The sequence below is a fragment of the Novosphingobium pentaromativorans US6-1 genome, from assembly GCF_000767465.1.
Taxonomy (GTDB): Bacteria; Pseudomonadota; Alphaproteobacteria; order Sphingomonadales; family Sphingomonadaceae; genus Novosphingobium; species Novosphingobium pentaromativorans.
The window spans coordinates 2,634,665-2,657,882 of the sequence record NZ_CP009291.1 but is presented as its reverse complement, the minus strand read 5'-3'; the positions used below and the strand labels follow the sequence as shown (position 1 = coordinate 2,657,882).

Genomic DNA, 23,218 nt, shown 5'->3' with positions numbered 1-23,218 from the left:
CGATGAAGAACCGGAACCCGGATCCGAACGTCTAGGGCACCAGTACGGTGTCCTGCGCCTCGGGAAGCGTCCGGGGATAATCGAGCGTGAAGTGCAGGCCGCGGCTTTCGTGACGCCGCAGGGCCGACTGCACGATCAGTTCCGCCGACTGCAGCAGGTTGCGCAGTTCGACGAGATCGGTCGAGACGCGGAAGTGTCGATAGTATTCCTCCACTTCGCCGTTGAGCATCTGGATGCGGTGCATCGCGCGTTCCAGCCGCTTGGTGGTGCGCACGATGCCGACGTAGTTCCACATGAACCGGCGGATCTCGGTCCAGTTCTGCTTGATGACGACTTCCTCGTCCGAATCGGTGACGCGGCTTTCGTCCCAGTCGCGGATCGGCGGCGGAGAATCGAAGGCGTCCCAGTGGTCGAGAATGTGCGCGGCCGCGGCCTCGCCGAAGACGAAGCATTCGAGCAGCGAATTGGACGCGAGGCGATTCGCGCCGTGCAACCCGCTTTCGGTGCACTCGCCCGCGGCATAGAGCCCGGGCAGGTCGGTCCGCCCGTCGAGGTCCACCAGCACGCCGCCGCAAGTATAGTGCTGCGCCGGCACCACCGGGATCGGCTCCTTCGTCATGTCGATGCCCAGCGAGATCAGCTTCTCGTAGATGTTCGGAAAGTGCTCCTTCACGAATTCGGGCGGACGGTGGCTGATGTCGAGGTGAACGTAATCCAGGCCATAGCGCTTGATCTGGTCGTCGATGGCGCGGGCGACCACGTCGCGCGGCGCCAGTTCGGCCCGATCGTCATAATCGGGCATGAAGCGGTGCCCGGTGACCGGGTGCTTCAGGTGCCCGCCTTCGCCGCGTACCGCCTCGGTGATCAGGAAGTTCTTGACCTCCAGATTGTAGAGGCAGGTCGGGTGGAACTGCATCATCTCCATGTTGGAGACGCGCGCACCGGCACGCCAGGCCATGGCGATCCCGTCCCCGGTGGCACCGCGCGGCGCGGTGCTGTAGCGATAGACGCGCCCCGCCCCGCCAGTGGCGAGCACCGTGGCGCGTGCCGTATAGGCCTCGACATGCCCGGTCTGCTCATTGAGCGCATAGACCCCCCAGATGCGCCCGGAACCGGAATAGCGCATCTCGTGCCGCCCGGTGATGAGGTCGATGCACGAACGGCCCGGCAGCAGGGTGATGTTGGGGCTGTCCTCGGCAGCCTTGAGCAGCGCCTGCTGCACCGCCCAGCCGGTGGCGTCATTGACGTGGACGATGCGGCGGTGGGAATGCCCGCCCTCGCGCGTCAGATGCAGCGCATCGCCTTCCATGTTGAACGGCACGCCCAGCTCGACCAGCCGCCCGATTGCGCTGGGTGCGCGTTCGACGACATATTCCACCGTCTCGAGCCGGTTAAGCCCGGCCCCGGCGATCATCGTGTCGCGGATATGCTCTTCGAAGGTATCGCCCGCATCCAGTACCGCCGCGATGCCGCCCTGCGCCCAGGCAGTGGACCCCCCGGTCAACTGGCCCTTGGCGAGAACCAGAACCTTGAGTTTCGAGGCCAGCGCCAGCGCGGCGGTAAGGCCCGCCGCGCCCGAGCCGACGACGACGACATCGAATTGGGTATCGCTGCGATCTGACGTTTCCATCCCGCTTCATTGGCGAGTGCCGCGCCCATGCGCAATAACTTGCGACGCCATACTTTCGTTTGCTGCACTGCAGCAGTGCCTCGCCTGACTCCGCGGCCCGTCAGGCCGCCTGGCTGGTGAGGCTCACGAAGACGTCCTCGAGATCGGCTTCGCGGGTCGTCACGTCGACAACCGAGAAGCCCTGCGCCTGCACCGCCGAAAGAATCTCGCCGGCATTGGCGCGGTCCTTGTCGTACGTAATCTCGAGCATTCGCTCGCCGCTCGCTTCGCACTTCACGAAGCCGGGGTGGCTGGGCAGCTCGGTCAGGTCGCGGTCCAGCGTGAGGACCAGGATCTTTTCGCGCGCCATGCCCACCAGTTCGCGGGTCGGCTTGTTGGCGATCAGTTCGCCGTGGTTGATGATGGCAATGCGATCGCACAGCTCCTCGGCTTCCTCGAGATAGTGCGTGGTAAGCACGATCGTCACGCCTTCGCGGTTCATCTCGGTGACGAGTTCCCAGAGCTGGCGGCGCAGTTCCACGTCGACGCCCGCGGTCGGCTCGTCGAGCACAAGCACCGGCGGCTGGTGGACAAGCGCCTTGGCGATCAGCAGGCGCCGCTTCATGCCGCCTGACAGCGTACGCGCGTAGGCATCGCGCTTGTCGGCAAGGTGGACGGCACGCAGCAGTTCCTCGCTGCGGCGCAAGTGATTGGCGATGCCGTAGAGGCCCGCCTGGATCTCCAGCACCTCGTAAGGCGTGAAGAAGGGGTCGAAGACGATCTCCTGCGGCACGATGCCGATCGACCGCTTGGCGTTGCGCTGGTCACGGTCGATGTCGAAGCCCCAGATGTCGATCGAGCCGGAAGTCTTGCGGACCAGCCCCGCCATGATGTTGATGAGCGTCGACTTGCCCGCGCCGTTCGGGCCGAGCAGGCCGAAGATCCCGCCTTCCGGAACGTCGAAAGAGACGCCTTTCAGGGCGAGCTTGCCTTCGTCGCCGCCAGCCGGGGCGTAACGCTTCTTGAGGTCGCGAATGGAGATGGCGGGGGCTGCAGTGCTGGTCATTCCTGCGCATTTGGGGGAAGTTGCCCTCCGGGTAAAGCCCCGGCTGGCAAGGCAGCGTGCAGGCGCGCGTCCCGCGGCGGCGCGGGACCTTCCCACATGAGGTTGCGAATCTGCGCCGTTCCGCGCTGGAAATGGCCGGCACTCGCTGCTAATGGCGCAGCTCATGAGCAACGCGCCCGAAACCGTCTACACCGATTCCCCTCGCGTCTCCTGCGACGGGGCTTCCGACATCCGCGCCAACGGCGCCTACAAGCCCGCCGCGCTGGGCCATCCCCGCGTGTGGATGGAAATCGACGAAAAGGGCTATGTTGAATGCGGTTACTGCGACCGCCGCTTCGTGCTGAAGGGCGGCCCCGCAGACCAGCAGGCGGCCTGATCGGCTTACGTCCCGGTCCTCGGCCGGGACGCCCCGCAAGATCTTCGGCACTGGCCCGATTGCGGCCATTGCCATTTCAATTCGCGCCGGTGGGCCTATATCCGGTCCTATGACCGTTACCGACCCGCGCTCGCTACTTTACCGCCAGCTCACGCCCGAGGACGCACAGGCGCTTGCCGCCGAAACGCTGCAGGCGTGCGACGACGGCGAACTCTACCTGCAGTTCATGGCGACCGAGGCCTTCGGCTTCGACGACGGGCGCCTCAAGACCGCCGACTATTCGCGCGATGCGGGTTTCGGCCTGCGCGGCGTTTCGGGCGAGATGACCGGCTTTGCCCACGCCAACGAGATTTCCGCCGCCGCGATCCGCCGCGCGGGTGAGACGCTGCAGCTGCTCGACCCGGCAACCGGCAAACGCGCCGCACCGCCGCAGAAGAGCAACCGGCACCTCTATACCGATGCCTCGCCGCTCGACCTCGTCGGTTTCGGTGAGAAGGTGAAACTGCTCGAGACCATCGACGCCGCCGCCCGCGCCCGCGACCCGCGCGTCGCGCAAGTCAGCGCCAGCCTCTCGGGTTCCTGGTCGGTGGTCGAGATCGTGCGGGCCGACGGCTTTGTCGCCACCGACGTGCGCCCGCTGGTCCGGCTCAACGTCTCGATCGTCGCCGAAAGCAACGGACGGCGCGAGACCGGCTCGTTCGGCATGGGCGGGCGCTGGCTCTACGACGACCTGTTCAAGCCCGAGAACTGGAACCGCGCCATCGACACCGCGCTTGAACGCGCGCTGATCAACCTCGAAAGCGTCGATGCTCCCGCAGGGGAGATGACCGTGCTGCTCGGCCCCGGCTGGCCCGGCGTGCTACTGCACGAAGCCATCGGCCATGGCCTCGAGGGCGACTTCAACCGCAAGGGCACTTCGGCCTTCACCGGACGCATCGGCGAACGCGTCGGCGCGCCGGGCGTCACTATCGTCGACGACGGTTCGATCATGGGCCGCCGCGGCTCGCTCACCATCGACGATGAAGGCACGCCCACGCGCGAAACGGTCCTGATCGAGGACGGCGTGCTCAAGGGCTACATGCAGGATCGCCTCAATGCGCGCCTGATGGGCGTCGAGCCGACCGGCAATGGACGCCGCGAAAACTACGCGCATGCGCCGCTGCCGCGCATGACCAACACCTTCATGAAGTCCGGCCAGGACGATCCCGAGGAACTGCTCGCCCGCATCGGCAACGGCATCTACGCCAAGAACTTCGGCGGCGGCCAGGTCGACATCGTCTCGGGCAAGTTCGTTTTCTCCTGCACCGAAGCCTACAAGGTAAATAACGGCAAGCTCGGGGCGCCGATCAAGGGCGCCACGCTGATCGGCGATGGCCCCTCCGTCCTCACCCGGGTCAAGGGCATCGGCAACGACATGGCGCTCGACGAGGGCGTGGGCATGTGCGGCAAGGGCGGGCAGAGCGTGCCGGCTGGCGTCGGCCAGCCCAGCCTTCTGATCGAGGGTCTCACCGTCGGCGGAACCGCCTGATATCGGCGCACGACATTCCCTTCCGATCGAAGCCCCGGCGGTCAGCTTCGGTTAAGACGGTTCGTGCGAAAGTCGCGATGAAAGGGAAGTGGGATCAAAGGAGAAATGACATGCAGAAGGTACTTGCCGCTGTAGCTGTCGCCGCCACGCTCCTTGCCGCACCCGTCGCAGACGCGCGCACCAAGCTCACCGGCGAGGAACAGCTGGCCAAGATGCTCGATGGCCGAGAGGCCGGGAAGCCGGTCAATTGCATTCCATCGTACATGGCGCAGGACACGCGCGTGATCGACAAGACGGCGATCGTCTATCGCGTCGGCAGAACGCTTTACGTCAATCGCCCAAGCAATGCCGATTCGCTCGATGACGACGACATTCTCGTCACCAAACTTCATTCCAGCCAGCTTTGCCGGCTCGACACCGTGCAACTGCACGATCGCGGCAGCCACTTCTGGAACGGCTTCGTGGGGCTTCAGGACTTCGTGCCCTACACCAAGATAGCGTCGGCCAAGTAAGCGCCAGCGCTATTTTACCAAGAGGTCCCCTGCGGAAGGCGGCCGGGAGTTTCTCGCGGTCGCCTTCTGGTTTGCGATCCACCTGTTCCAGACAGATTAATGCCTTGGAGCGGTTGCAATCCACAAGCGACCTGCGGCATGTCCTTCGCCCTCGAGCCCACCCTGGCTTGGCACCTCATGCGTCCGGGCCCTGGGTCCGGACGCATTTTTATTGCGTTGGGCACATGAGGGAAGGAAAGCGGATATGACCCTGAGGTCCGGCAACCGATGGCTCCTTGCCGTCCTGTATGCCGCGGCGGGGGTGCTGCATCTTGCCCTGCCCACCCCGTTTCTCTCCATCATGCCGCCCTGGGTTCCCTATCCCGCAACCGTCGTCGGGCTGACCGGCCTTGCCGAACTGACCGGCGCGGCGGGACTGGCACAATCCTTCTCGCCCGCGCTGCGCCGAGCCGCAGCATGGGGCCTGGCTGCCTATGCCCTGTGCGTCTGGCCGGCCAACGTGCAGCACATGCTGCTCGACATGGCCAAGCCGGACCATGGGCTGGGCCTGGCTTATCACGTGCCCCGCCTGACCTTGCAGCCGCTGTTGATCTGGTGGCCGCTCTGGGCGGGCGAAGTCACCGGCTGGCCGCTGCGCCGCCGCGCCTGAGCCCTTGAGGCGAATGCGCGATCAGCTTCCCAGCTGGGCCCGGATCGCACCGGCAGGATAATCGCCCGTATGCACGTTGACGTAATAGCCGGCGAAACCGCTGGCCACTGCATCGGGCAACCACTCCGGCCCCTTCACGCAGCCCTTGAAGCCGCCATCCTCGGCAGCCTCGAGCGTCAGCACCGGCGGACCGTCCTGCCCTGCGGCAGCCTTGTGAATATGCGCGGCCGTGATCGGCGACAGATTCTCGATCCCACCGACATCATAGCACAGCTTGTCGAGCCCGGACGAAACGGTCACCGTTACCGTCCCGGTGCCATCGGGATCGCCGCCCTTGGTTTCCTGCTCGCCGGAAAGCGTGGCCTTATAGGTATGGTCTGCAGCCTCGGCAGCCGAAGCAGCCGAAGACACAGCGGCAAGCGCAAGGATGGACAGGGCCGTGGCAAGGCGGCTGGTTGCAGGGGGCATGCTTTCTCTCCCGGTTGAAAAGTGTCGCGAAGGCAACGCTACCATCGAATGCAAAGTTCCCCAAAGCCCGTCTCCGCGCCGACCGGACCTGCACAAGCCGATCGCGCGGCCAACCCGACACGCGCGAAGAAGGGGCACAAGCATGAAGGGACCGCGAGCCAGGGTCAGGATCCCGGCAGACGGGGGCGAATTCAGGTGGTCGGTTCGCCGGGATCGCTCGCCACGTTCGCCGCAGCTCCATTTAAGTCGACCGATGCCTTCGCAACCTTCCCTGCCATGCACTTTTCCGTAAGCCTGCCGGGATCCATGTGCCTAATGATGCCCGCCAGAGAAACGATCATGGGAGATCAGATGCTTGCCGCCAACGACCTGCTGCAGATGCCAGCCAAGACCATTCCTGTCGATTGGCCCGCTCGGGACACGATCATCTATAATCTGGGAATCGGCTTCGGCCCCGCCGCAATAGAAGATCCCTCGCAATTGCGCTTCGTCCTGGAAGACCGGCTGGCAGGCTTTCCCACGATGACCACCGTGATGGGAATGTCGCTGGGGATCTTCGACAGGAAATACGGCATCGATTACGCCAAGGTGCTCCATGGCGAGGAATGGATCACGCTGCATCGGCCCTTGCCCGCAAGCGGCGCATTCGAAGTGGCGACCGGCGTCGAGAAGATCTGGGACCGCGGGCAGCAGAAGGGCGCCATCCTGCAAACCTGCAAGACGATTACCGTAAAGGGCGAAGCCGAACCATTCGCCGAGACGCGCACAGTCCTCATGCTGCGCGGAAACGGCGGGTTCGGGGGCTCCGCCGAGGGCGCGCCCAGCGTGAACGAACCGCCCACCCGCAATCCGGACGCCCGCATCACCCTTGAGACCCGGCCCGAGCAGGCATTGCTCTATCGCCTATCCGGCGATGCCAATCCGCTCCATGCCGATCCCGAAGTGGCGCGCAAAGCCGGTTTCCCCGGACCGATCCTGCACGGCATGGCTACTTATGGAATTGTCGCAAGGGCGATCGTGGACGGCGCATGCGATGGCGACGAAACGAAGCTTGCCCACTACGGCTTGCGCTTTTCCAGCCCGGTATTTCCCGGCGAGACGCTGCGCACGGACATCTGGGCCCTGGGCGACGGAAACTTCGCCTTCGAGGTCACGGCGACCGAGCGCGAAGTCGTGGTGGCCAAGGGCGGTCGGGCTTCGGTCCGCGACTGATCGGAAAGAGGCATTGCGGCCAAAAGCCGCAGCTAGGGTGTAGGCGTGGATGGCAGCGCCGGTTGCGGCCTGCCATTCGCCCCGGCCCTGCGACGCGGATACGCCGCAAGGGCCGGCACCCCTTCAGTTCGCGGCGGCAGCCTTGCGCCGCACAACATAGTCCCTGAAGGCCTGGGGCACATCCTCTTCGGCGATCTTCTGCATCGGCGTCACCATCGGCTGGCTCCAGCTTTCCTCGCCCACGATCCGGCATTCCTCGTCGAAGGGCCAGACGATCAGTACATCGACCGTCATCAGATAGACGGCATCGGCATCGTCCAGTTGCATGCCCCTGTCGGCCAGATCGCGACCCCACAGCAGAATGCGCATCGGACCTTCGGTGATGATCGCGTCGTCGTCCACGATGATCCGGGTCTTGTTGCTTTCGAACACATGCCGGCCCGAACCAAAGATCTCGTCGATGTAGAAGCGGCGCACCTCCTCCGGCCCTTCGGGCTGCGGCCCCTTGGGACGCACGCCCTTGTACACGGGCCAGGGTGCCAGAGTCGCCAGAACCGATCCCAGATCGCCTTCGACTTCTGCACGCGCATGCTGCAGCAACATCTGCAGCATCCTGCGGTGGCGAGAATTCGTCGTTCGGTTCAGCTTCTCCTCGATCGGCCGGTAGGTGCGGGTCACATCGAAGTCGAACATTACAGGTTCCCGTTGTCCATCGCGGGTTCGTGCCGCTGGGCAAAGATAAGCAGCACACTGCCTGCCACACCGGCAATTGCGCTCATCGTGGCCATGCCCGCGCCGATGTTGTCGCCGTAAACCTCCTGCGAGATGAGGGCGACGGCTGCCGGGCCCAGGGTCATTCCGAACAGATTGTAAACCAGGAGAAATATCGCGATTGTCCGTCCGCGAAATTGCGCGGGCGTATGGATCTGCAGATAGGCCATCGCCGGTCCGTTCACCGGCGCCAGCAGCGCCAGAAGGCCGAGGGCCGTGGCAATCTGCGTGGTGGTGCCGGCCAGAGTAAAAGTCGCAAGTCCCACGAGGCCCAGAGCCGCGATCACGAACGTCATGTATTTGAGCTGGGCATGCCGCATGCGCGTGGTTGCCAGCCAATCGACGATCCAGCCGCTGAGGATGAAGCCCGTGACGCCCGAGACGCCGAAGGACAGGCCAAGCAGCGCCCCCACTTCGGTCGGCGACATGGCGAAGCGCCGAAACAGGAGGGCCGGCATCCACGCCGTCACCCCGAACATCAGGGCATAGATGCAGGCAGCCCCGGCCATCATGGGGATGAGGTGGGAGAGATTGGCCTTCAGCCAGCGCAGATAGCCCTCGGGCGTGCCGGCCTGCTCGGTCCGATCGTCGCAAGCCGCCTTGTCCGCATATTTCGGGATGACGAAGACGAACGGCGCGATCAGCAGACCCGGCAGTGCCAGCATGACAATGGCCGTCTGCCACGGGCGAAGACCGAACAGGCCGCCGCGCGCCTCGGCCCAGTCCATCAGCACCCCGCCAATGCCATAGGCGATCGCCGCCCCCAACGCGGTTCCGGCCGCCAGCGTGCTTGTCGCAAGGGCAAGGCGCCTGCGGGAAAACAGATCGCCCGCAATGGCATAGCCGACCGGGCTCAGGGTCGCCTCACCCACGCCCACGCCCATGCGGGCCAGGAACAGGTGCCAGAAACTGGTGGCCAATCCGCACAGGCCCGTTGCGATGGACCAGGCAGTGACGCCCAGATAGATGATCCAGCGGCGCGAATAGCGATCCGCCAGCCAGCCGAAGGGCACGCCCAGAACCGCGTAAAGCATCGCGAACGAAAGGCCGGTGAGCAAGCTGAACTGGACATCGTCGATGCCGAGGTCTGCCTTGATCGGCTCGACCAGCAGCAGGATGATCGTACGATCGACGTAGGACAGGATCGTCAGAATCACCAGGATGGCGAGCCCGAAATAGGCGCGCGGACCGGCTTTCGCCGGAGCGGTATCGAGTTTCATCGGGGCATTCATCCTGGCAAGGCTTTTCCGGAGTTATCGGCTAGGGGGCAGCCGGTCCCGCCCGGGCTTCGCGGCGGTCGCATCAGAACGAGAAGACGTCGCATGCGCCGAACGCATTCATCTGATGCATCGCGACGATGCCGGGCTGCGCGGCAACGGCCGACGGGATAGCGTTGAGCGCGGGCAGGCCCGTGGCGATCATGCCTACCGCCATTGCATCGCCATCCGTTTGCGGCACGGGACGTTGCAGATGCGCCGTGGCCAGGACGCTGGGATTCCCATCCACTTCGATCCGGTATCCGCCGTCGATCTCGAAGGGCTCGACATGCGTTCCCTTTTTCCAGCGAAAGCGCAGGACGATGAAGTCACGGCCGCCGATCCGCCCGCGCCAGCGCCCGTCCACTGCACTGACGGTGCCCTCCTCGATAGTGGCGTAACCCAATTCGTTTCGGGCGGTTGCAAGCGCTGTATCCATATCGAAGACGATTTCGTCGAGGACGACGCCCAGCGCATCGGCCATCATTTCGACCGCATCGCCGAAAACTTCGGTCGCCTCGCGTGCATTCTCGACCAGTCCGGGCGCGTCGGGCTTTTGGCCGAAGCCGACCTTCACCTCGGTCTCCCACGAATCGTAGTATGTGGAGTCCACCGCTTCAGTGACCCGGATCTGGTCAACCCGCGCGCAAAGCTGGGTGGAGACGACGGCGATAATGTTCGCAAAGCCGGGATTGATGCCCGATCCGTAAAGCGAGGCTGCGCCCTTGATGCATGCTTCCTGAAGCCTGTGCCGCGCATCCTCGCCCAGCCAGCGCCCGTTGATGAAAGCGGCATGGGTCACGACGTTGATCCCCGCCTCCAGCAGACGGCAGACGAGGTCGACGTCGAACCACCGCCCCGAAAAGACGCATGCGTCCGCCCCGCTTCGCAGCAAGGCCTCCACATCGTCGGTGGCGCAGATCCCGGTCGGCGTGTCCAATCCGCACAGCTCGGCGGCATCCCGCCCGACCTTGTCCCTGCCATGGGCGAAAACGCCGACAAGCTCGAACCCCGGCTTGGCGATCAACGCCTTTAGGGTCTGTCGGCCGACATTGCCGGTGGTCCACTGGATGACGCGATATGCCATGCCTCTGTCCCCCGCGCGCTCAAGTCAGCGCGATGTTGACGATGTGGGCCTGGGTGAAGGCGTGAAGTCCTTCCTCCCCGCCTTCCCGTCCGATACCGGATTGCTTGGCACCGCCGAACGGGATGTCGAAGGAGATATCCAGGTGCTTGTTGACCCAGACCGTTCCCGAATCGACTTTCATCGCAACCTTGGCCGCACGGTCTATGTCCTTGCCCCAGACCGTGCCTCCCAGGCCGAAGTCGCTGTCATTGGCACGGGCGATGGCATCGTCGATATCATCGTATTTCAGAACCGGCAGGATGGGACCGAACTGTTCCTCGCGCACCAGGGCCGCGTCGTCGGCGATGTCGCGCACGATGGTGGGAGCGATGAAATACCCGTCGCGGTCCAGCGCCTCGCCACCGGCGATGACCGAGCCATTGGCCCGCGCATCCTCGAGGTAGCCAAGCACCTTGTCGAACTGCATCCGGTTCTGAAGCGGGCCGATCTGCGTGCCCTGCTTGTCGCCGTCGTCGACCACGGCTTCCCGCGCCAGCTTGGCCAGCTCATCGCACAGTTCGTCGTAGATCGCGCTCGGCGCATAAACTCGCTTGATGGCCAGGCACACCTGCCCGGCATTGACCATCGCACCACCGAACAGGCGGGGGGCGATCTCCGCGGGCGACACGTCGTCCAGAACGATCGCGGCGTCGTTGCCGCCCAGTTCAAGCGTCAGGCGCTTCAGCGTGCTGGCGCCCGCCGCGCTAACCTTGCGGCCGGTTCCGGTCGACCCGGTGAAGCTGACCTTCGCCACGTCGGCATGGCCGGTCAGCGCAGATCCCAGATCGTTTTCGTCGACGATCACGTTGAGGACGCCCGCCGGAAAGACATCGGCGGCAACCCCTGCAATGGCAAGCGCGGACAGCGGGGTCGTGGGCGCCGGTTTGGCGACCACGGTATTGCCGGCAATGAGGGCAGGACCGATCTTCTGGGTGACCAGCAGGAACGGAAAGTTCCAGGGCGTTACCGCCGCCACCACGCCCAGCGCCGTGCGATGCTCGATGATACGGCTGCCCTCGTTTTCACGAATGACGGTCGGCTCGATCCGCTGCGCGGCGTAGTGGCGCAATTGGTAGATGCCGCCCATGACTTCGGCATAGGCCTGTTGCAGCGGCTTGCCCTGTTCGCGGGTCACGATGCGGGCAAGTTCGTCCTGCATCTCCTGCAGGCCATCGGCCAGGCGCAACAGATATTCGCCGCGCTCTTCGAAGCTCAGCCCCGACCAATGGGGAAAAGCGGCCTTCGCGGCAGCAACGGCCTGCTGCAACTGCGCTTCGTCCGCGCGTTCCGCCTGGATGAAGGGCCGTCCGCTTGCGGGGTTCACGATGTCCAGCGTGCCTGCGCCTTTCACCAGCTTGCCGTCGATCAACATTTTCGTGTTCATAGTCTTCACGTCCTGTCTGCCGGGAAACCCGTGATTACGATTGGCGGGCAAGGGCAAGGGCCCTGCCGCCGCTTCAGTTGCGTGCGCAGATCATGTCCGCGGCCTTTTCCGCGATCATGATGACTGGTGCATTGGTGTTGCCGGATACGAGCCTGGGCATGACCGAAGCATCGACGACGCGCAGCCCCTGCACGCCGCGCACCCGCAAGTCTGTATCCAGCACCGAATCCGCATCGCTGCCCATGCGGCAGGTGCCCACAGGGTGATGCACCGATGTCCCGGCGGCGCGAATGTAGGAAAGGATCTCGTCGTCGGATTTGACCCGCTCTCCCGGCAACCTCTCCAGGCTGACCAACGACGCAAGGGCTGGCTGCTCGACCAGGCGGCGCACCAGCTTGAAGGCCGCGACCTGGGCTGCGCGATCCGCCTCCGTACTGATAAAATTGGGAACGATCGCGGGAAATTCGCGCGGATCGCCGGAGCGGGCGTGAACGTGCCCCACCGACTCCGGGCGCAGGTGGCAAGGTGCGAAAGTCAGCCCCGGATGTTCGTCGGGCTGCATCGGCTTCATGCCCATGAGCTGAGGCTTTGTGGATGCCGGCGTGATATGCATCTGGATATCGGGCGAAGCCAGTTCGGGCCGGGACCTGGTGAACAACATCATTTGCGACGAACTTTGCGCCAGCAGGCCGCGCCGGGTGAACAGCCACCGCAGCGCCTGCCACGCAAGCGGCGCTCCGTGGGCCTGCTGATTGATCGATTTCGTTCCCGGCACCATACGGTAGCTGAGGGCATGCATGAAATGATCCTGCAGATTCTCGCCCACGTTGCGGTTCGCCGCCACCGGCTCGATACCCATTTCACGGAGGCGTTCAGGATCGCCGACTCCCGAAATCTCAAGAAGTTGCGGCGAATTGAAAGAACCCCCGCAAAGGACGACTTCGGCCCGCGCACTGGCTTGCGCGGGCTGTCCGTTCAGGGCGAAGCGAACGCCGCTGGCGCGGGTGCCGTCGAACAGGATCCGTTCCGCAAACGCACCGGTCAGGATCCGCAGGTTGGCCCGCCGCTCCGCCGGTCTAAGATAGGCCGCCGCCGTCGAGTGCCTCACGCCGCGCCGCATCGTCACCTGCGACCAGGTTACCCCTTCCTGTTCAGGCCCGTTGATATCCGCATTGCGGGGAATGCCGATCGCTTCCGCCGCATCCATCACTTTCTCGCACACCGGCATCCTGTCGCCGGGATCGGTCACTGCCAGCGGACCGCCCACACCATGCAGTTCGCTCTCCCCGCGTTCCTGATCCTGCGCCTTGCGGAAGAAAGGCAGGACATCCTCCCAGCCCCAGCCCGTGCACCCCAGTTGCCTCCAATGGTCATAGTCCTGCGGCTGCCCGCGGACATAGAGCATACCGTTGATGGCGGAAGATCCGCCCAGGATCCGACCGCGCGGCATCGAGTGGCGGCGCCCGCCGGTCTCCTTGTCGGGTTCGGTCTCGTAGTTCCAGGCGGTCGCGGGGTTCTTCATCGTCTTGGCAAAACCGGCGGGTATCTGGATCATCGCGGCGGAGGAGAAATGGCGCCAGTTGCGCCAGGGCCGGTCATCGCCCCCGGCTTCGAGCAGCAGGACCGTGTGGCGCCCGTTCTCGCTGAGACGGTTGGCCATGACGCAGCCGGCGCTGCCTGCTCCGACGACGACATAGTCTGCTTCGAATTGCTGCATCGACTTTCCTATTCTCTGCTTGACGCGTGCGAAGCCGGGCAGCCGGAAAGGCCACCCGGCTTCAGCGGTGATGTCAGGGCGGCGCCGGATAAAGGGTCGCGGCGCTCAAGCAGGACTGCCGTACCGACGCGGGCGATCCCAGCAAGGGAGCTGGCAAATGCTTGCGGCACCGGCCAGGTCCGGTCAGCCGAACGCCGCCGCCCCCTTGCAAGAGCCGCACAGCACAGGCGCTTCGGCTCCTGCATCGGAGCACGCATCAACGCCACGAGGAATGCCAGTGCCATGAGAATCGGGCTTGTCCCAAGGAAACTCTCCCTTTGCGCACGGGAATCCGGCGATTCCCTGCCGAGCGACTGTTATGCTTGCTTCGCTCTCAGGGACTGTAGCGCGATTGAGGTACCTCAAACAAGGAAAATTGCCGCAACCTGCATGTTGCCTCTGGCGGGCAGCGGGAGGCGCAGTTTCGCCCCGGCCGGCTCGGCAAGTTTGCCGGGACCGCCTGACGAAACGGCAGTGACTTCACAGCCTTCGGGGTGGGGATGATGCTTTGGGGCCGGTATCGGCAGATATTGACGTTTCCCGGCCTGCTCCGCGCTCAAGCACAGGCGGGGCAAGCACAGGCGGGGCAAGCACAGGCGAGCAAGCCGGGAAATGCCGAAATACGTCGGTGGTATCAGGCGCGTTGCAGTGTCATCCCGCAACGCACCTCGTCATGCGCTGGCCTTGGTCGGTTCACGGTTGAGTTCGAAGCCGCGATATCCTTCGTTCGCGATCGTGTCGCAGATTTCGCCATAGCGGACGAAGCCGCCCTGCCAGGTCAGGAAGGAGCGCGGTTTGCCCGGAATATTGCCGCCGGTGTACCAGTTGTTAGTATCCTTTGCGCGCAGACCGACACTGCCAACGGCGTCGACCTGCTTCTTCCATTCCTCTTCCGATTGGCGGGCAGGCTCGATTTCGGCAACCTGCTCACGCTCCATGAATGCGAGGCACTTGGCGATCCATTCGACGTGCTGCTCGATCGCCATGATCACATTGGCGTGCACGGTCGGACTTTGCGGGCCGGTGATCGTGAACAGGTTGGGGAAGCCGTGCATCATCAGACCCAGGTACGTCTCGGGCCCATGCTCCCATTTATCCGCCAGCGTTCGCCCGCCCCGGCCGGTTATGTTCATGTCGATCAGAGGCCCGGTGACCGCGTCGTAGCCGGTGGCGATCACCAGCATGTCCAGTTCGATGAACTGACCGCTCCGCAGCTTCACCCCGGTTTCGGTAATCCGCTCGATCGGATCCTCACGAATGTCGACCAGGCTTACGTTGTCCTGGTTGAAGATCTCGAAGTAGCCGGTGTCCATGATGATCCGGCGCGTTCCCAGAGGATTGACCTTCGGGCACAGCTTCTCGGCAATTTCGGGATCCTTGACGATCGCACGGATCTTGCCGCGCACGAACTCGGACACTTCGGCATTCACTTCCGGGTCGGTCGAGATATCGCCATAAGCGGCCAGCAGATCCTGTCGGCCGATGTTCCAGCGCCGTTCATATTCGGCCAGGCGTTCCTCTTGCGGATCCTCGAACGCCTTCATGCCCTTGGGCGGATCGATGACGGCGGCGCCGAAACTGCTGCGCTGAAGCTGGCGCAGTTCGGCATATGCCCGCTTCTGCTCCGCCAGTTCCTCCGCCGAGATGTCGCGGTTAAGGGCGGGGAGGCTGTATTGCGCGGTCCGCTGGAACACATAGAGGTGCCCCGCCTCAGCGGCGATGGCAGTGGAGGCCTGCACGCCGGTGGACCCGGTGCCGATCACGCCCACGCTCTTGCCGGAGAAATCCACCGGATCGTGCGGCCAGCGGCCGGTATGGTGCAGCGGACGCGAAAAATCCTCGATTCCGGGAATGTCCGGCAGGTTCGGGGCGGACAAGCAGCCGGCCGCGCTCACCACCACGGGCGCCTCGAACGTGACGCCGGTGTCGGTTTCGACGATCCACAAGCCGCGCGTTTCATCGCGCGTCATTGCAGTGACCGTGGTTTCGAACCGGATGTCGCGCTTGAGGTCATGCCGCTTGGCGACCTCTTCGACATAGGCGAGGATCTCAGGCTGGGCCGAATACTTCTCGGACCAGTTCCATTCCTGCTCCAGTTCGGGGTCCCAGGGCACCGAGTATTCGAAACTGGGCACGTCGCAGCGCGCGCCGGGATAGCGATTCCAGTACCAGGTCCCACCGACGTCGTCGGCCTTTTCCAAAGCAACGGCAGTGCGCCCCATCTGGCGCAGCTTCCAGAGCATGTGAAGGCCACCGAAACCGGCACCGATTACTACGACATCAAATCGTTCATGCATGTCCTCGTCCCTTCGGTATGGACATTAGAAATACCTCTTTCAGGTCAGTCTTGCCAGACCTTGCCGCTGTTCCACACACGGCAATCCGGCCACTTCTCAAGTCCCGGTCATGCTTGCGCCCTGAGCGCAACCGGCCTGCACGCACACATGGCGCGGCAACTCGGCCCGTGCCCTTCATGCCGGGCCGATCATCTTCAGCGCGGCCCGGCAACATCGCCCAGTCGCTGCTTGATGAAAGTGAGTGCATCGCGGGCGCTCTGCAGCATGAACATGCCGGCAAAGCCGTGGAAAGTTCCTGAAAAGTCGCGATATTCGACAGGCACCCCGGCTTTCTCCAGCTCACGGGCATAATTGCCGCCATCGTCGCGCAGCGGGTCGTAGCCGGCGGTGATGACAGTCGCCGACGGCAGACCGGAAAAGTCGGCCGCCTTGCCGGGGGCCGCGAATTGATCGGCCTCGGCGTCGGCATCGCCAAGGTACTGCTCCCAGAACCAGCGCATCGACTCGGTCGTCAGATAATTGCCCGTGGCGTTGTCGCGATAGGACGCAGTGGTGAAGTCGTTGTTCGTCACCGGGTAGATCAGCAACTGGTGGACGATGGCCGGCCCAGCATTGTCGCGTGCCCAAAGGCACAGGGCGGCGGCCAGGGCACCGCCGGCGCTGTCGCCCGCCACGATCAGCCGGTCGGCATCGATACCGCGTTCCGCGGCAGATGGCCCCGCCGCCCATTCAAGGACGGCACGGCAGTCCTCGAAAGCCGCGGGGTGACGATCCTCGGGGGCGAGCCGATAATCGATCGAGAGAATGCTCAGTCCGGTCTCGCGCGCGAGCGTCCGGCAGTAGGGATCGTGCGTTTCGATGCTGCAGGTCACGAAGCCGCCCCCGTGCATGTAGAGGATCGTGGGCCGAACCGCATCGCCGGGGCCATGGCGATAGAGCCGAACCGTCACGTCGCCGTCGCCGCGCGGGATCGAGAACGTCTCGACGCGATCGACTTCGATGAGCTCGATCTCCCGCGCGTTCAATTCGGCGATGCGCTCTGCACGGTATGCGCCGGCGTCGGTTCCGCTTGTGGGCAGCGGCACCATCTTTTCTAGCATTTCCATCATGGCCCGCGCGTCTTCATCCATCGGCATGGCGATTCCCCTTTGTCATGTTCGACCTGTTCCTGATCGCCTTGACGACTTTGCGGCAAACAAGCCGTTGCGATTGGCATGAGCGCGACCGGCAAGCGGGTCGAGAACGCAGGCTCCAGCTCATCGCCCCGGCTCCGCGGGGCTGAACAAGGGAGCGGTCACACCGGTCTGCAAGGAAGGATAACCGAGATCCAGGAAGCGGACGGCAACCGGCAGGCCGGGCCGCAACAGCGCTTCGGAGCAATCGACGAGGCGTGTGACGAAGCGGCTGTCTGCATCCTCCTCCAGCGTCACGATCGCGGAAATATAAGGCGCAATCGCAGCGAGCCGGGGATCGAGAGCCCTGCGTACAAGGGCCCATGAGAACAGGGTCGCCTTGCCGCTCAGCGCAGTCCAGGCAATCCGTGCGCCCCCACAGCGGCGACATTCGCCCTTGGGATACCAGTCCAAGCGCCCGCAATCGTTGCAACGGGGCAGCGACAATTGCCCGCTTTGAGCGGCTTGCCAGAACGGCGCCAGTTGCCCGCCTGCAAGGTCCGGAAGAGGGAAATCCATCAATTCAACCCTCCGCGCAGGACCATGCAGCCTGCATCGCTTCCGGAATATCCGCCGTGCACGCCGATCCGCGCCTCGGGCACCTGATTGGCCGCTTCGCCGCGCAACTGGCGCACCAGTTCGACCACGTGCGAAGCGCCGAGCGTGTAGGAATGGCTCAACATCCCGCCATGCGTATTGAAGGGAAGGCCGCCGCCGTCGAAATGCAGCGCCCGGCCTTCGACGAAGGCGCCGCCCTCGCCCTTGGCGCAAAAGCCCATGTCCTCGATCTGCATCAACGCGGTGATGGTGAACGGATCGTAGAGTGTCAGCACATCGACGTCGGCGGGCTTGATCCCTGCCATCGCGAAGGCGCCAGGCGCGGCATAGCCTTGCGGCGTCGCCGTGAATTGCGGCTCCTGCGCAAAGAAGGTGCGTTCCTGCGCCCCGCCATATCCGACGCCCTCGACCGTCACCGGCGGTTGCGGGAAATCTCCCGCCTTCTCGCTCGCGACCATGATGAAGGCCGCCGCGCCATCGGAGATCAGGCAGCAGTCCTCCTTGCGCACAGGGTCGATGAACGGGGTGGAAGCCAGATAGTCCCGAAGGGACAGGGGCTTGTCGCGCATGACCGCGCCGGGGTGGCCGTTGGCGTGGCGACGACAGGCCACGGCGATCGCACCCAGCTGTTCGGCGGTCGTGCCGAAGTCGATCATATGCCGCCGCGCAATGTGGGCATAATAGACGGGCTGCGGCAGGAAGCCGAAAACAGCTTCTGCATTGGCCTTGATCGCGTGCTCGCGGTGATATTGCGCAGGGCCGCCGGTCCCGGCCTTGGCCTGGCTGGCCCAGTTGATTCCCAGAACGCTGATGATGGTGGTAGCCAGCCCCGCCTGCATCGCCTGCCAGGCAGCATGGGGCGCCGTGGCGATCTGCGCGAAGGCCCCGCCGTCCCCCGACATCCAGATATCCTGGTGCACGCCGTAATGTTCACGAAACGCATCGGCATCGACCTGCCCGGCGAGGCCTTCGGCAAACATGATCCCGTCGATCTGCGAGGGCTGCAGTCCGGCATCGGCCAGGCTTGCATCGATCGCGTCGAACGCCATGTCGAGCGAACTGCGCCCCGAAGGCCCGCTCATGCGCGACTCTCCGACGCCGACGATGGCGACGCGGCCGCGAATGTCTTCCAGCGTGGCCGGACCAGGGGTTATCTCTCTCGCCAAATTCCTGCCCTCTCAAACCGGCCATCAAGTCCGGCCCTCGTCGTTCGCGACGATACAAACATAGGACTAAAGGTAACTCAATTAAAAACTGCGCCGAGCCGTGATGTTGCGTCGCCCGGCCCGAAGGGTGCCAGGCCGGTCTGGTCGATGACACCGGGCTTCGCGGCGATCGTCAGGGGAATGGCATTCACCGGATGCATCGCCGTCATCAGCAGGCCGTTGTCGGAATCCTTCATCTGGAGCTCCAGATCGTAGGACGGCTCGCCCTCGATGACTTGCCTGTAAGAGACGCCCGAAGGCTCTCCCCTGAATGTCGGCGGCACCGGCCAGTCGGCGGGAACGTCGTCGACATCGATCCAGTTCACGTGCTCCAGGATCAGCTTTTCCGCCCCGTCGACGGTTGCGATCAACTGGAACCAGACGGCAGACGTAGTCCCCTTCTCGATCGATCCAATCGCGGTTTCATGGTCTTTGCGGGCAGGAGCGGTCACGCATGTCGTGCGATAGGACTCGATGGTCCAGCCCAGCGCCCGGGCATTGGCTTCGAGAGTTCCCGTCCAGGCCGACTTCAGAAAGGCACCGGAGGATACCACGGTTTCGGCATCCAGCGGCAGTCCGAATCCCCAGAGATACCGCCCGGTCTGCTCATCCGGATAGACGCCGTAATCGGCAAATTCCTGCAGTCGGACACGATCCACCCGGTGCGCCACGCAATAGGCCGTGACAGCGAGATGGCTGGTGGCGAAGCCGGGGTCGATCCCGCTTGCGAACAGGGTTGCCCCGCCCTCCTCGCAAGCCGCCTCGACGATCTCGCGCAAGTCAGGCTCACCGCAGTCGGGGTGGATCAGCTGAGGGAGCGAACTGGTCACGACATTGATGCCGCTTTGCAGGAAGCGCGCAATGTCCCGTGCCGTTTGCTGCCGGTCGCGCACGCCATTGCCGAAATATGTCAACACGTCGGGTCGCAGGGCGATCAGCGCGTCGATGTCCTGCGTCGCGATGACGCCGACTGCGGGCCGACCGATCAGTTCCCCGGCATCGCGACCCGCTTTTTCCGCGTTCCAGACGTACTGGCCCACCAGTTCGAGTCCGGGGCGTTCCAGAATGGCGCCCAGCGCCAGGCGGCCCGTTGCCCCGGTCCCCCAGTGAATCACCCTGATGGCCATTGTTCTCTCCCTGATGACAGGGTTGGAGTATGCCATGCCGGAGCCAAAACATATACCTCTATTGCAGGAAATGTTTGCACTCCGGCGTCATGGCCTTGATCCAGTCGCGACGGGTGAAGGCGGGCCGGCACGCCTCGGTCCCGACGCTACTGGCGCGCGATCGTATCGTAGTCGCCCAGATCGGGACGCCTCAGGGCGCTCCAGTATTCGAGATTGGTTCCCGGATAAGCCAGGACGACCTTGCCCGATTCGTGCCGGTAATAACCGTGCGCAGTGCCCTTTTGCACCCACACCGTATCCTCAAGGCGCTGCTCGATCGCCTGGCAATATTCGGTGCAGGCCTTCTCTGAAACGTCGAGCGCAACGAGGTCCCGCTCGACCATCGCCTTGAGGCATTCGACGACATAGTGGACTTGCTGCTCCCCCAGGGTCGTGTGAGACGCAGTCAGGCCCGAATTGGGTCCGCTGGTGATGAAGAAGTTGGGAAACCCGGGAACTTCCAGACCCTTGTAGGCAAAGGGATAGGGATTCCACACGTCCTCCAGCGATCGTCCGTCTCGTCCGGTGATGTCGATGTTGGACAGGAAGGCCAGCGAGTAGCCGGTCGCAAGGGCAACGACGTCGGCCTCTATCCGGGTGCCGTCCGCCAGCACGACCGCGTCCTTTTCGCAGCGAGCCAGACTGCCCTCCACCAGATCGACATTGGGCCGCTTGAGCGTATCGTAATAGCCGCAATCGAGAATCGGGCGCTTGGCGAAGAAGGGGAAGTCGGGCGTCACCTTGCGCTTGAGCTCGGGATAGTCTGCGAACTTCGATTCGATGTAGTTCAGGCTCACTTGCCGTGCGCCTTCGTTGAGAGCCGAGACACCGCCGGTACGCTCGCGATAGTCCTTGTCGATCACACCCGGTGAGACCGGCAGCGTCAGCATGCTCACCAGGCTCTGGAAGCGGCTCCACTGGGTAACGAAGGGGATGTGCTCCAATGCCCAGCGTTCGTTCGCATCGACGTCCTTGAGTGTCTTCTCATCCGGCATCATGTAGTTGGGCTGGCGCTGCACGACGGTGACGTGACTGGCCCGGCCCGAAAGGTTGGTCGCCAGCTGCGCCGAAGTCGCTCCGGTTCCGACGATGACGACTTTCTTGCCTTCGACTTCGATGCTGTCATCCCAGTACCCGGAATGGACCAGCGGGCCTTCGAACGTGTCGAGGTCGTCCACCTTGGGCATGGAAGGCTTGGTCAGGAAGCCGAAGGCGCTGATGACCGCGCGCGCTTCATAAGTCTTGGTCTCACCGTCGCAGACGCAGGTGACGGTCCACAGCTTTCGGTCTTCGTCCCAGACGCACGATTGAACCTCGGTATTGAAGTCGATGTTGTCCGTAACCTGGTACTTGTCGGCAACCATCTGCAGGTAGGCGAGATATTCGGCGCCGCGCGGATAGTACTTGCTCCAGGAGGCGTTCTGCTCGAACGACAGCGAGTATTGCACACTCGGCGTATCGACCGCGACGTTGGGATAGGTGTTGAGGTACCATGTCCCCCCGACGGACTTGTTCCGCTCGACGATGCGATAATCGAAACCGGCCGCCTTCAGCTTGATGGCGGCGATCAGGCCAACCATGCCGCCGCCCAGGATCAGTACGTTGAAGTCCGGCCCCGGCACGCGCGAAGCCTCGGCCGCGCCTTCGTCCTTCGAGAAACCGGCCTGCTCGCGGCCCATCGCGACTGCCTGCTCGCCAAGCGGGATACCTATGCAGAACTCTGCCATCTGCTGGAACAGGGCGCGGTCGGGGAAAGTGATGAGGGGATGCGGATCCTTCGCCATCTGCGCGATCAGCATTTCGCGGATCTGCTTCACGACGGCCGCGTCCACTTCCTTGGGAGGGCCAAGATCGCGCGGACTGAAGGACGACTGGGCCGCACGCGGCACGCCGTCGAAAGCCGCCCCCAGAGTGCGCAGCAATGTCCGATCGCCGGTCAGATGAACCAAGGCAAGCAAAGCGATCGCAGGATCGAGTGCCGCGACAGCGGACTGCAGCCGCTCATCGTCAATGCTGTACTTCTTCAAGTGAACGCCATCGTGCATCGATTCCACTCCACATCGCTCATTGCCGCGGGACTGTCCCGGCTTATGCTGCTTAGATCGAGTTAACTTCAATAGATGAAGTCTCGCTTCAAAATTTTTTACGCATTCGGAATTTGGCTGTCAATCCGATTCACGGAATCAGCGCAATGCACCTCTGCCCGGGGGAAATTTCGGCACCCTGAAACCGGAACGCGCTCTTTTCAGCCCGCCGCGTTTGCATTTTCGCGCAATCATGCAATGAAGCTGCGCGTTCGTTCGGATGGGGAAAGTCAAGTACATGCCTTCATACAAGCCAGTCACGGCCGCTTTGCGGGCATTCGACGTACTGGCCATTGTCAACCAGTTGCCGCAGGCTTCCTTCGCCCGGATCCACCAGGAGACCCAGCTGAGTTCGTCCACGGTGGTCCGGATACTCGAGACGCTGGAAGCGGCGGGACTGGTGCTGAAAGACAGCACGACGGGATGCTATGTACCGACCAGCCGGACCTTGTCGCTAAGCGCCGGCTACAGCTCCGCACAGCAGCTCAGCGTGGTGTCGAAGCCCATTCTTGCCGAACTGCAGGACCGGATCAGCTGGCCGTCCGATCTCGCGGTGCGCGATCGCGACATGATGGTGCTGGTGCAGACGAGCCGCGCGCAGGGGCACCTCTTCTTCAATCGCCAGGCCGGTTATCGCGCACCGATTCTGGGCACGTCTCTGGGAATGGCCTATCTGGCCTATCAGCCGGAAAACGTCGTGCAGGAAATCGTGGCAATGATGGCTCACGACGAGCGGCTGCAGGCAGTGCTGGCAGACGATGCCGCTGCCGTGCATGAACAGCTGGCACGCGTTCGGGAAGCTGGCTTCGCCACGATGCATCCCGTTTACAGTGCCCACAATTACGATTCGAAGGTTTCCGCGATCGGCGTACCGGTCTGTGTGGACGGCTATGCGATCGCAGCCCTCAACGTCATGTTCCTCACCGATATCGTGGACGAAAAGGCGAAGCGCAAGCTCGTTCCCCGACTGCGTGAAGCCGCCGATTCCATCGCGGCCGGCTCTACGATCTGACCAGCGACTTT

General features: G+C 63.8%; 20 protein-coding genes. 6 read left to right on the top strand and 14 right to left on the bottom strand.

The features are described from left to right. Positions 1–31: 31 nt before the first annotated feature. Together nadB and JI59_RS12430 are read right to left on the bottom strand one after the other, a co-directional pair. Positions 32–1,630 carry an L-aspartate oxidase gene (gene nadB / locus JI59_RS12435; RefSeq protein ID WP_007012376.1) on the bottom strand — a complete coding sequence of 533 codons (1,599 nt, stop codon included), beginning with the start codon at positions 1,628–1,630 and terminating at the stop codon, positions 32–34. 100 nt (positions 1,631–1,730) lie between these two features. Then, the gene (locus tag JI59_RS12430) at positions 1,731–2,675 is read right to left on the bottom strand and encodes an ABC transporter ATP-binding protein (RefSeq protein ID WP_007012377.1); all 945 of its coding nucleotides are present in this window, start codon (positions 2,673–2,675) and stop codon (positions 1,731–1,733) included. Positions 2,676–2,838: 163 nt separating this feature from the next. Here JI59_RS12430 and JI59_RS12425 point away from each other — a divergent pair, with 163 nt between their 5' ends. From JI59_RS12425 to JI59_RS12410, 4 genes are all read left to right on the top strand, one after another. Next, complete coding sequence (locus tag JI59_RS12425; RefSeq protein ID WP_038577581.1) at positions 2,839–3,051, top strand: zinc-finger domain-containing protein; 213 nt, start codon at positions 2,839–2,841, stop codon at positions 3,049–3,051. Positions 3,052–3,160: 109 nt separating this feature from the next. Next, complete coding sequence (gene tldD, locus JI59_RS12420) at positions 3,161–4,579, top strand: metalloprotease TldD (RefSeq protein ID WP_007012379.1); 1,419 nt, start codon at positions 3,161–3,163, stop codon at positions 4,577–4,579. Between the two features lie 110 nt (positions 4,580–4,689). Next, positions 4,690–5,091 (top strand): hypothetical protein, encoded by a 402-nt coding sequence (locus JI59_RS12415; RefSeq protein WP_007012380.1) that lies wholly within the window; start codon positions 4,690–4,692, stop codon positions 5,089–5,091. 244 nt (positions 5,092–5,335) lie between these two features. Beyond that, the gene (locus JI59_RS12410) at positions 5,336–5,740 is read left to right on the top strand and encodes a DoxX family protein (RefSeq protein ID WP_038576113.1); all 405 of its coding nucleotides are present in this window, start codon (positions 5,336–5,338) and stop codon (positions 5,738–5,740) included. Positions 5,741–5,761: 21 nt separating this feature from the next. Here JI59_RS12410 and JI59_RS12405 read toward each other — a convergent pair whose 3' ends face one another. Next, positions 5,762–6,208: a CHRD domain-containing protein gene (locus JI59_RS12405; RefSeq protein ID WP_007012382.1), complete on the bottom strand. Its 447-nt coding sequence runs from the start codon at positions 6,206–6,208 to the stop codon at positions 5,762–5,764. 339 nt (positions 6,209–6,547) lie between these two features. Here JI59_RS12405 and JI59_RS12400 point away from each other — a divergent pair, with 339 nt between their 5' ends. After that, complete coding sequence (locus JI59_RS12400; protein ID WP_238532493.1) at positions 6,548–7,420, top strand: MaoC family dehydratase; 873 nt, start codon at positions 6,548–6,550, stop codon at positions 7,418–7,420. A 123-nt stretch (positions 7,421–7,543) separates the two neighbouring features. On the opposite strand, the gene JI59_RS12395 is transcribed toward JI59_RS12400, so the two are convergent. From JI59_RS12395 to JI59_RS12345, 11 genes are all read right to left on the bottom strand, one after another. Continuing rightward, complete coding sequence (locus JI59_RS12395) at positions 7,544–8,113, bottom strand: hypothetical protein (protein WP_007012385.1); 570 nt, start codon at positions 8,111–8,113, stop codon at positions 7,544–7,546. Further along, positions 8,113–9,411 carry an MFS transporter gene (locus tag JI59_RS12390; protein WP_238532494.1) on the bottom strand — a complete coding sequence of 433 codons (1,299 nt, stop codon included), beginning with the start codon at positions 9,409–9,411 and terminating at the stop codon, positions 8,113–8,115. Before JI59_RS12390 ends, JI59_RS12395 begins: the two co-directional genes overlap by 1 nt. An 82-nt stretch (positions 9,412–9,493) precedes the next feature. Next, positions 9,494–10,534, bottom strand: coding sequence for an NAD(P)H-dependent amine dehydrogenase family protein (locus JI59_RS12385; protein ID WP_007012387.1), 1,041 nt, complete (start codon positions 10,532–10,534; stop codon positions 9,494–9,496). A 19-nt stretch (positions 10,535–10,553) separates the two neighbouring features. After that, positions 10,554–11,957: an aldehyde dehydrogenase family protein gene (locus JI59_RS12380; RefSeq protein WP_007012388.1), complete on the bottom strand. Its 1,404-nt coding sequence runs from the start codon at positions 11,955–11,957 to the stop codon at positions 10,554–10,556. 73 nt (positions 11,958–12,030) lie between these two features. Next, positions 12,031–13,674: a GMC family oxidoreductase gene (locus JI59_RS12375; RefSeq protein ID WP_007012389.1), complete on the bottom strand. Its 1,644-nt coding sequence runs from the start codon at positions 13,672–13,674 to the stop codon at positions 12,031–12,033. Between the two features lie 710 nt (positions 13,675–14,384). After that, on the bottom strand, positions 14,385–16,010 hold the full coding sequence (locus JI59_RS12370; protein WP_007012391.1) for a flavin-containing monooxygenase: 1,626 nt from the start codon (positions 16,008–16,010) through the stop codon (positions 14,385–14,387). A gap of 194 nt (positions 16,011–16,204) precedes the next feature. After that, the gene (locus JI59_RS12365; RefSeq protein WP_007012392.1) at positions 16,205–17,146 is read right to left on the bottom strand and encodes an alpha/beta hydrolase; all 942 of its coding nucleotides are present in this window, start codon (positions 17,144–17,146) and stop codon (positions 16,205–16,207) included. 120 nt (positions 17,147–17,266) lie between these two features. Continuing rightward, complete coding sequence (locus JI59_RS12360) at positions 17,267–17,701, bottom strand: Zn-ribbon domain-containing OB-fold protein (protein ID WP_007012394.1); 435 nt, start codon at positions 17,699–17,701, stop codon at positions 17,267–17,269. Continuing rightward, a complete protein-coding gene (locus JI59_RS12355) occupies positions 17,701–18,906 on the bottom strand; it encodes a thiolase C-terminal domain-containing protein (protein WP_007012395.1) in 1,206 nt (401 codons plus the stop codon). Before JI59_RS12355 ends, JI59_RS12360 begins: the two co-directional genes overlap by 1 nt. Positions 18,907–18,983: 77 nt before the next feature. Beyond that, positions 18,984–20,072 carry an NAD(P)H-dependent amine dehydrogenase family protein gene (locus tag JI59_RS12350; protein ID WP_007012396.1) on the bottom strand — a complete coding sequence of 363 codons (1,089 nt, stop codon included), beginning with the start codon at positions 20,070–20,072 and terminating at the stop codon, positions 18,984–18,986. Between the two features lie 146 nt (positions 20,073–20,218). Further along, the gene (locus tag JI59_RS12345; RefSeq protein WP_038577571.1) at positions 20,219–22,156 is read right to left on the bottom strand and encodes a flavin-containing monooxygenase; all 1,938 of its coding nucleotides are present in this window, start codon (positions 22,154–22,156) and stop codon (positions 20,219–20,221) included. A 277-nt stretch (positions 22,157–22,433) separates the two neighbouring features. Between JI59_RS12345 and JI59_RS12340 the strand changes: the two genes are divergently transcribed. Beyond that, on the top strand, positions 22,434–23,207 hold the full coding sequence (locus tag JI59_RS12340) for an IclR family transcriptional regulator domain-containing protein (protein WP_038577569.1): 774 nt from the start codon (positions 22,434–22,436) through the stop codon (positions 23,205–23,207). The last annotated feature ends 11 nt before the right edge of the window (positions 23,208–23,218 follow it).

What these genes read in the sequence shown, in the direction of transcription:
- JI59_RS12425 (WP_038577581.1), top strand. Translation starts at nt 2,839, where the DNA reads ATGAGCAACGCGCCCGAAACCGTCTACACCGATTCCCCTCGCGTCTCC.
- JI59_RS12380 (WP_007012388.1), bottom strand. Translation starts at nt 11,957, where the DNA reads ATGAACACGAAAATGTTGATCGACGGCAAGCTGGTGAAAGGCGCAGGC.
- tldD (WP_007012379.1), top strand. Translation starts at nt 3,161, where the DNA reads ATGACCGTTACCGACCCGCGCTCGCTACTTTACCGCCAGCTCACGCCC.
- JI59_RS12365 (WP_007012392.1), bottom strand. Translation starts at nt 17,146, where the DNA reads ATGCCGATGGATGAAGACGCGCGGGCCATGATGGAAATGCTAGAAAAG.
- JI59_RS12360 (WP_007012394.1), bottom strand. Translation starts at nt 17,701, where the DNA reads ATGGATTTCCCTCTTCCGGACCTTGCAGGCGGGCAACTGGCGCCGTTC.
- JI59_RS12370 (WP_007012391.1), bottom strand. Translation starts at nt 16,010, where the DNA reads ATGCATGAACGATTTGATGTCGTAGTAATCGGTGCCGGTTTCGGTGGC.
- JI59_RS12400 (WP_238532493.1), top strand. Translation starts at nt 6,548, where the DNA reads ATGGGAGATCAGATGCTTGCCGCCAACGACCTGCTGCAGATGCCAGCC.
- JI59_RS12385 (WP_007012387.1), bottom strand. Translation starts at nt 10,534, where the DNA reads ATGGCATATCGCGTCATCCAGTGGACCACCGGCAATGTCGGCCGACAG.
- JI59_RS12375 (WP_007012389.1), bottom strand. Translation starts at nt 13,674, where the DNA reads ATGCAGCAATTCGAAGCAGACTATGTCGTCGTCGGAGCAGGCAGCGCC.
- JI59_RS12405 (WP_007012382.1), bottom strand. Translation starts at nt 6,208, where the DNA reads ATGCCCCCTGCAACCAGCCGCCTTGCCACGGCCCTGTCCATCCTTGCG.
- JI59_RS12345 (WP_038577571.1), bottom strand. Translation starts at nt 22,156, where the DNA reads ATGCACGATGGCGTTCACTTGAAGAAGTACAGCATTGACGATGAGCGG.
- JI59_RS12390 (WP_238532494.1), bottom strand. Translation starts at nt 9,411, where the DNA reads ATGAAACTCGATACCGCTCCGGCGAAAGCCGGTCCGCGCGCCTATTTC.
- nadB (WP_007012376.1), bottom strand. Translation starts at nt 1,630, where the DNA reads ATGGAAACGTCAGATCGCAGCGATACCCAATTCGATGTCGTCGTCGTC.
- JI59_RS12410 (WP_038576113.1), top strand. Translation starts at nt 5,336, where the DNA reads ATGACCCTGAGGTCCGGCAACCGATGGCTCCTTGCCGTCCTGTATGCC.
- JI59_RS12395 (WP_007012385.1), bottom strand. Translation starts at nt 8,113, where the DNA reads ATGTTCGACTTCGATGTGACCCGCACCTACCGGCCGATCGAGGAGAAG.
- JI59_RS12350 (WP_007012396.1), bottom strand. Translation starts at nt 20,072, where the DNA reads ATGGCCATCAGGGTGATTCACTGGGGGACCGGGGCAACGGGCCGCCTG.
- JI59_RS12430 (WP_007012377.1), bottom strand. Translation starts at nt 2,675, where the DNA reads ATGACCAGCACTGCAGCCCCCGCCATCTCCATTCGCGACCTCAAGAAG.
- JI59_RS12415 (WP_007012380.1), top strand. Translation starts at nt 4,690, where the DNA reads ATGCAGAAGGTACTTGCCGCTGTAGCTGTCGCCGCCACGCTCCTTGCC.
- JI59_RS12340 (WP_038577569.1), top strand. Translation starts at nt 22,434, where the DNA reads ATGCCTTCATACAAGCCAGTCACGGCCGCTTTGCGGGCATTCGACGTA.